Origin of the sequence: Sphingomonas sp., assembly GCF_045810705.1 — a bacterium.
Lineage (GTDB): Bacteria > Pseudomonadota > Alphaproteobacteria > Sphingomonadales > Sphingomonadaceae > Sphingomicrobium.
The window spans coordinates 255,851-262,137 of the sequence record NZ_JBJMVI010000020.1 but is presented as its reverse complement, the minus strand read 5'-3'; the positions used below and the strand labels follow the sequence as shown (position 1 = coordinate 262,137).

The 6,287-nt window shown below is 64.2% G+C and carries 7 protein-coding genes; 3 read left to right on the top strand and 4 right to left on the bottom strand.

Going from position 1 to position 6,287, the window contains the following annotated elements; translation table 11 throughout:
* From atpA to ACJ8FR_RS13265, 3 genes are all read right to left on the bottom strand, one after another.
* The coding region (gene atpA / locus ACJ8FR_RS13275) for a F0F1 ATP synthase subunit alpha (RefSeq protein WP_407829111.1) at positions 1-953 on the bottom strand (953 nt) is incomplete at its 3' end.
* An 8-nt stretch (positions 954-961) separates the two neighbouring features.
* Complete coding sequence (locus ACJ8FR_RS13270; protein ID WP_407829110.1) at positions 962-1,516, bottom strand: F0F1 ATP synthase subunit delta; 555 nt, start codon at positions 1,514-1,516, stop codon at positions 962-964.
* Positions 1,517-1,640: 124 nt separating this feature from the next.
* On the bottom strand, positions 1,641-2,063 hold the full coding sequence (locus ACJ8FR_RS13265) for a nuclear transport factor 2 family protein (RefSeq protein ID WP_407829109.1): 423 nt from the start codon (positions 2,061-2,063) through the stop codon (positions 1,641-1,643).
* Positions 2,064-2,200: 137 nt separating this feature from the next.
* On the opposite strand from ACJ8FR_RS13265, the gene ACJ8FR_RS13260 reads away from it, so the two are divergent.
* Genes ACJ8FR_RS13260 through ACJ8FR_RS13250 form a run of 3 tightly spaced genes read left to right on the top strand, consistent with a single transcriptional unit; the run spans position 2,201 to position 4,725 of the window.
* On the top strand, positions 2,201-2,668 hold the full coding sequence (locus ACJ8FR_RS13260) for a DUF1203 domain-containing protein (RefSeq protein WP_407829108.1): 468 nt from the start codon (positions 2,201-2,203) through the stop codon (positions 2,666-2,668).
* A 2-nt stretch (positions 2,669-2,670) separates the two neighbouring features.
* Positions 2,671-3,783: a bifunctional transcriptional activator/DNA repair enzyme AdaA gene (locus ACJ8FR_RS13255; protein ID WP_407829107.1), complete on the top strand. Its 1,113-nt coding sequence runs from the start codon at positions 2,671-2,673 to the stop codon at positions 3,781-3,783.
* A gap of 3 nt (positions 3,784-3,786) precedes the next feature.
* Positions 3,787-4,725 (top strand): lysostaphin resistance A-like protein, encoded by a 939-nt coding sequence (locus tag ACJ8FR_RS13250; RefSeq protein ID WP_407829106.1) that lies wholly within the window; start codon positions 3,787-3,789, stop codon positions 4,723-4,725.
* Here the strand turns inward: ACJ8FR_RS13250 and ACJ8FR_RS13245 are convergent.
* Positions 4,722-6,254: a tetratricopeptide repeat protein gene (locus ACJ8FR_RS13245; RefSeq protein ID WP_407829105.1), complete on the bottom strand. Its 1,533-nt coding sequence runs from the start codon at positions 6,252-6,254 to the stop codon at positions 4,722-4,724. The two genes, ACJ8FR_RS13250 and ACJ8FR_RS13245, sit on opposite strands and share 4 nt — an antisense overlap.
* Positions 6,255-6,287 lie beyond the last annotated feature (33 nt).

Sequence of the window (6,287 nt, the reverse complement as noted above, 5' to 3'; positions counted from 1 at the left end):
GCGCCATTGTCCTCGTTCATCTTGGCGGCGCGCTCGAGCAGGCGGCTGTGGAGATAGAAGACGTCGCCGGGATAGGCTTCGCGGCCGGGTGGGCGGCGCAGCAGCAGCGACATCTGCCGGTACGCGACGGCCTGCTTGGAAAGGTCGTCGTAGACGATCACGGCGTGCATGCCGTTGTCGCGGAAATATTCGCCCATCGCGCAGCCCGTGTAGGGCGCGAGGAACTGCAGCGGCGCCGGCTCCGACGCGGTCGCGGCGACGACGATCGTATATTCCATCGCGCCATTCTCTTCGAGCGCGCGGACGATTTGCGCGACGGTCGAACGCTTCTGGCCGATCGCGACGTAGATGCAGTAGAGCTTCTCGCTCTCCTTGCCCGACTTGTTGATGTCCTTTTGGTTGATGAAGGTGTCGAGCGCGACAGCGGTCTTGCCGGTCTGGCGGTCGCCGATGATCAGTTCGCGCTGGCCGCGGCCGATCGGGACCAAGGCGTCCAACGCCTTCAAGCCAGTCTGGACCGGCTCGTGCACCGACTTGCGCGGGATGATGCCCGGCGCCTTGACCTCGACACGGCTCCGTTCGGTTGTTTCGATCGGTCCTTTGCCGTCGATGGGATTGCCGAGCGCATCGACGACGCGGCCGAGCAGCGCCTTGCCGATCGGCACGTCGACGATGGTGCCGGTGCGCTTGACACCCGAGCCCTCGGAAATCGCGGCGTCCGAGCCGAAGATCACGACGCCGACGTTATCGGCTTCGAGGTTGAGGGCCATGCCCTTGGTGCCGTTGTCGAACTCGACCATCTCGCCAGCCTGGACATTGTCGAGGCCATAGATGCGGGCGATGCCGTCGCCGACCGAGAGGACCGTGCCGACCTCGGAGACCTGCGCTTCGGCGTCGAAGTTCGCGATCTGGTCGCGGATGACGCGGGAAATTTCAGCGGCGCGGATGTCCATTGTCTTGCTTAGCCTTTCATCGCCGAAGCGAGTCGGTTGAGTTTGGTGCGGATCGAGGCGTCGATCTGCTGGCTGCCCAGCTTGACGACGATCCCGCCGAGGATGTCAGGATCGACCGTCGCGTCGATCGTCACGTCGCGGCCGGCGCGGGTGCGCAGCTGTTGCTTCAGAGCCGCGAGCTGGTCGTCGTTCAAGGGCCGGGAGGTGACCACTTCGGCGGTGGCTTCGCCGCGATGCTCAGCCGCGAGCCGGCCGAAGGCGCGGATGATCTTGCGCAATTCGCCTTTGCGACCGTTGCGCGCGAGAACGCCGAGGAAGTTGGCGGTGATGGCGTCGAGGTTCAGCTGGGGCGCGAGGGCGGCGAACGCCTTGGCGGCCGCTTCCCGGGAGACGATCGGGCTCGAGACGAGCTCGGCGAAATCCCTGGAATCGAGCAGCGCCTGGCTCAGCGCATCGAGGCCCTTGCCGACGGATTCGATCTGCCGCTGGTCGCGGGCAAGATCGAACAAAGCGGTCGCGTAGCGCCCTGCTAAGCTGGCCCGAATGCCGCCGGATGTCTCCACGCGCTTGCAAGCTCCAGTAACGGAATGTGCCCCATGCGAAAATGGGGCGTAGCAGCGGCTTAGCCCCGCACGCCCCCATGGGATGGCGCGCCACTAGCAAGGGGTTTGCGGCGATGCAAGGAGGCTAGTGCCCAGCTTGAGCGATCGGGGTCGAAGCGCCTTCGATCATCTCCCAGCGGCCGGCGCGGCGGCGGTAGATGTGCAAGTAGAAGCTGTCGCTGATGATGCGGGTGCGGTCGGCCGTCGTCAGCTTGAGACGGCCCTCGGCAAAAACCACGCCGTTGACGCGCCGCGCCGAGAGGATGGTGCTGTCGGCGATGAAATCGCCGCCCGCGTTGCGCTTGAAGACCCCGAGCAGCGTATCGCGGTCGACCCGAGCGCCGCTTGCCGCAATGCCGTGGAACCCAGGCGCGTAGAGCTTCCTCAGCGCCGCCATGTCTCCGGCTTTGATGGCCGCGTTGCGGCCCGCCTCGACACGCTGCATGTCGGCGAGCAGCCGATCGGCCGACGCAGGACTGGCCACGGCCAGAACCAGGGCAAGGATCATCTGAGCCTCCTGTCCGCCCTTCGATTGAGCAACGGGCGGATCAAGGCCAGCGCCGGGCTGCAAACCGGCCGGAACATTCGACGTTTGACCGCAAGCCAGCGGAAGCGGGGCGGTGCCCCACGCCATACAAGCCGCCCATGACTTATCGAATCAAAGGCATTGACGCCGCGCCTTACAGGCACCTCTACGGACTGTCCGACGAGGAGCTGGCGAAACAGGGAATCGTCCGCATGACGGTCACCCAAAAACCCAGCTTCCCGTGCCGCGTGAGCCTGACCGATCGGGACATCGGGGAGCGCGTGCTGCTGCTCAACCATCTCAGTCATGATGTCGCCAATCCTTACCGCGCAAGCCATGCGATCTTCGTGACGGAGGGCGCGGACGCGGCAACGGAATATGTCGACGAGGTGCCGCCCGTATTCGGCCCCCGCGTCCTGTCGTTGCGCGGCTTCGACAAAGACGGGATGATGACCGAGGCGATCTTGACCCAGCCGGGTGAGGCGGACGCGGGGATCCGTACACTGTTCGAGAATCCCGAGGTCGAGACCATCCACGCTCATAACGCGACACGCGGATGCTTTGCCGCGAAGATCGAAAGGAACTGACCATGGCCAGCCTTGCACCCACCGCCGACGCGGCTAGATCGAGCAACGTGAGCAATGTCTTGCGCCTGGATCCGGAGACCGCCTGGGCGGCGTTCGAGCGCCGCGACCGAAGCTGGGACGGCCGCATCATCGGCGCGGTCAAGACGACCGGAATCTACTGCAAGCCGAGCTGCCCGGCGCGGCGCCCGAAGCGCGAAAATGTCGAGTTCTTCGCGCGCAGCGAGGAAGCGCGGGCCGCGGGCTACCGCGCCTGCATGCGCTGCAAGCCTGACGAGGTCGGCCGCGACCGCGAGGCCGTGGCCGCCGCGGTTAAGCTGATCGAGCGGGCCGAGGAGCAGCCGACCCTCGATCAATTGGGAAATGCCGTCGGTTATGCGCCCCATCACTTCCAGCGCATCTTCAAACGCGAGCTCGGCGTGTCGCCGGCGGAATATGCGCGCGGGCTGCGCAATCGACGCACCGAGGCGGCGCTCAAGGCCAATGGCCGGGTCACCGATGCGGTCTATGAAGCCGGATATTCGGGGCCGAGCAGCTTCTACAGCGATGCGAAGGAGAGGCTTGGAATGACCCCTTCCGCGTGGCGCGACGGCGGGCGCGGCGAGACCATTCGCTGGACCCATTTCGACAGTCCGCTCGGACAGATGCTGATCGCCGCGACGAGCAAGGGCATCTGCCGCCTGACGTTCGACGACAATGTCGAATCGCTCCGCCGCCTGTTCCCCAGGGCCACGATCGTCGAAGACGGCGGCGGGCTTCGTGAACTGGTCGAAGGCGCGCTCGAGGCGATCCAGCGGCCGCTCGCCGCCCGCGACCTGCCGATCGACGTGGCAGGGACGGCGTTCCAGGAAGCCGTGTGGCGGGAATTGCGGAAAATCCCGGCGGGCGAGACGCGCAGCTATGCCGACATTGCCGCGGCGATCGGCCAGCCCAAGGCGGTTCGTGCGGTCGGGACGGCGAACGGCGACAACCATGTCGCGGTACTGATCCCGTGCCACCGGGTGATCCGCTCGGATGGCACGCTCGGCGGCTATGCCGGTGGTCTCGACCGCAAGCGCAAATTGCTGTCGATCGAAGGGAGTCGCCAAGACGCTCCGGAGCTGCCGCTGCTCGATTGAGACTTGCCGATCCACCCGGTCTGCCCTCAACTGTGGGGAGAAAGGGCGGGTATGACCGACGTTCAAGCCTTCACTAGCGACGAGCGGCCGCTTTGGCGGCGGATCGTCGATTTTCCGCTGATCGCGATGGTCATCGCGGTGGCGCTTTTCATTCTCGCGAACGGCGCAGCCGGCTTACTTGGCAAGCTCCTCCCGCCCATGGCCCCCAACGCCGCGGCCGCGATCAAGGGGCTGATGGCCGTTGCACTGGTACTCGCCGTCTACAAACTTGTGATCGTCCGCCTCGGCCAACGGCCTCGTGACGATTTGCCCATTGAAGCGGCGCCGCGAGGGCTCACGATCGGGCTGCTGATCGGTTTTTTGCTTTTCTGCGCCGTGGTCGGAATCGCGGCGCTGTTCGGCGTTTACGATATCGTGGGTCGCGGCGACACGCGCGAGCTGATCAAGGATCTGATCGGAATGACGGTCCTTGCCGCCTTCATGGAAGAGCTGCTGTTTCGCGGGATCCTGTTCCGCTGGATCGAAGAGTTCGGCGGGAGCTGGGCGGCGCTGGTTGTTACCTCGGCGTTGTTTGGGCTGGCGCACATCTTCAACGCCAATGCGACCTGGACGTCCTCACTCGCGATCATGGTCGAGGCCGGGATGCTGCTCGGCGGCGCCTACATGCTGGCACGAAACCTGTGGCTGCCCATGGGCCTGCACGCAGCGTGGAACTTTACGCAAGGATTCGTCTTCGATGTGCCGGTTTCCGGCCATGACATGCACGGGCTGGTTCAAGCCAAACTCTCCGGGCCGGTGCTTCTTTCGGGCGGCGCGTTCGGCCTGGAAGCTTCGATGATCGGCGTTGTGCTGTCGATTCCGCTCGGCGCGGCCATGATTGCGCTTGCCGCTCGCCGCGGGAAGCTGGTGCCACCCTATTGGCGCCGTAATCGGCCCGGCTAATCATTGTTGCCGGGGGCTGCGGCAGCCTGGCTCAACGCAGCCAAGGCTGCTTTTTGGTCCTTGGCCTTCAGCGCGTCCATGACCTTGCGCGCCCGTTCTCGACCGCCGCTCGAATGGGGGTCGTACGCGAGCGGCCCGAGAGTTTCCTGAGCTTCGGCTATCCGGCCGGCGTTGATCATTTCGGCGACCGCCATCAGCCGCAGCGATTTGTCCTGCGGCGCAAGAACCAAGGCGTATCGAAGACCTTCGACGGCATTCGCGGTCGGCCGCTCGCCCGATGCGCCGAAACTTTCATAATAACGCATCAGGGGCTCGGCGTCCTCAGTGTCGAGCAGGTTTGCTTTGAGGAAATTGTCGCGGATCGCACTCCAGTCCGCCTTTGGATCGGACGCGGACAATTCCATCTCCGCGCGTCCTTTGTAGATCAGTGCTTTCTCGAGCTTCGGATCGAGTGCCAGAGCGCGCAGCGCAGCCTTTCTCGAAGCGGCATAATTTTGCTCATCGAACTCTGCTTCCGCGAGCTCGCGCTGAACGAATGGATCGTCCGGATAAGACGCCGCAACTGCGCGGGTCTGCGCGGCGACCCCCGCAGCCTCCGTCTTATCCACCCCGCGCGTCGAATGAATCCGTGCGGGCATCCCTGCCGCTTCGCCTGGACGCAGCGGTCGCACTACGACCGAAATTCTATTCAGCTCCGGTGCGTTCACCTGGAGATACCTGAACCGATTGACGTGCAGATAGTGATCGGAGTCGCGATCAAGCCTCTTCAAGTCGCCGAATGCCACGGTCGCTGCCTTCATCAAATCATCGCCGCTGCGGATCAACGCGATATAGCGGGCGAGTTGACCCTTCCGTTCATCGGCAAAGGTCAAATAGTGGGTGAGCACCCACGCCCAACCGTAGAAGGCTTCGAGTTGGTCCTCCGTTGCCTTGTTGGTTCCTGGCCCGAGCAGCATGTCCATCGACGGCTTGGCGAGCAGGTAGAGGCCGACGATGCGGTGGTTGGCGGGATTGCCCAGCCGGACCGAGCCGTCCCGTTCGAACTCGGCTGTGCTGTAGAATTCCGCAAAACCTTCAACCAACCACGGCGGTAGCGCGGCATCGGTATTCTGAAGCTGAAGGTGATGCGAATATTCGTGGAAGAAGACGGTGTCGGCACTTATGTCCCATTCCTGGTGGCCGTCGGTCTGCTTGGGAACAAAGGCGACGGACCCCGAAGCGCGCGGGAGATAAAAGCCGGCGATCGAGCTATCCTTACCGACGGCAAGATGCGACACGGCGTCGGTTGACGGCAGGACGTAGACATTGACGCGGCCGCCGTCGCCGATTGGCGGGTCGTCCATTGCGCGCAGAATGCGCACGGCCTTGTCGAACTTCTCAAGCTTGGTGGCGAACGCCTGCAACGACTTTGGGCTTTCGTCCGCATAAATGGCGAAATGCTTCGATTTCGCCTCATACCATGCGGCGTGGGCCGGCATGGCGGTGGCGCTCAAAAGGATCGCGAGCGATGCTCCAGATCGACGACGCATAGTTCCCCCAATCCCGAGCTTGCCACGAGTAGC